Source organism: Aerococcus sp. L_32 (assembly GCF_050689315.1).
Genome location: NZ_JBOEQF010000592.1, coordinates 1 through 1,066, shown reverse-complemented (window position 1 = coordinate 1,066; position 1,066 = coordinate 1). Strand labels below are relative to the sequence as shown.

The following is a 1,066-nucleotide window of genomic DNA, read 5'->3' as shown; positions in this document are numbered from 1 at the left end:
CTTTCCTAATTCAGTTCCTTCAGCGATTGCTGATCTAAACATATCTCCAGTAGAAATATGTGGAAATTTGTAATCTTCAACGATTTTAGCTGCTTGAGTACCTTTACCGGCACCAGGCAAGCCCATTAAAATAATATTCATAATTGTCCTCCCCAAGCACGTTACGCATTAGTCTTATTTATCATGAATAAAGCCAACGTATTGACGTTTAATTGTACGTCCTTCAATTTGTTTTGCAGTATCTAACGCAACACCGACAACGATTAGTAAGCTTGTACCACCTAAAGCAATTGATTGTGGCATATCAAAGAAGTATGCCCCTAGTAAAGGTAGAACTGCTACACCCATCAAGAATAGTGAGCCAACTGCACTTAAACGATTTAACATTTTCTGTAAATATTCTTTAGTTGCTAAACCTGGACGGATACTTGGAATATAACCACCAGCTTTTTGCAAGTTTTCTGCAGCACGTTCAGGGTTAATCTGAATATGTGCATAGAAGAATGTGAACAAAATAATGACAATTGCGTAAATAGCAATACCCGCTGGTTGCTCCAAATTAAAGATTGTTGACAATACTTGATACCAAGAAACATCACTATAATCAGCGGCAAATAATCCGAGTACCGTTTGTGGCACCATGATTAATGATGACGCGAAGATAACGGGAATAACACCTGCTGAGTTAATCTTTAATGGTAGATGAGACTTTTGCGATGCCGAATTCGCACGTTTGGAATAACGTACGGGAATTTGACGTTCCGCTTGGCTCATGAAAATGATGAACATAATTAATAGGATAAATACAAGAACAAATACTCCTGCATAAATCATTTGTTGATTTAATTCACTGCTAGTAGCATCTACAATGTTATTTTGATAGTAAAACGTTAACTCTGAAGGGATTTGCGCTAGAATACCAGCGAAGATAATGATTGAAGTACCATTACCAATTCCATATTCAGTGATTTGCTCACCAATCCAGACAACAAACATAGATCCGGCAGTCATGAATAAAGCAATCAATAAGTAAGTTACAAAACCTGGATTATCAATTAATCCTAGT

At 36.9% G+C, this 1,066-nt stretch carries 2 protein-coding genes; both read right to left on the bottom strand.

All coding sequences use genetic code 11. The features are described 5' to 3' along the window. Positions 1-141, bottom strand: a 141-nt coding sequence (locus tag ACRCJ0_RS15000; protein WP_431391007.1) for a nucleoside monophosphate kinase, incomplete at its 3' end; no start/stop codon positions are given. A gap of 33 nt (positions 142-174) precedes the next feature. Next, on the bottom strand, positions 175-1,066 hold an 892-nt coding region (secY, locus tag ACRCJ0_RS14995; protein ID WP_431391008.1), incomplete at its 5' end, for a preprotein translocase subunit SecY.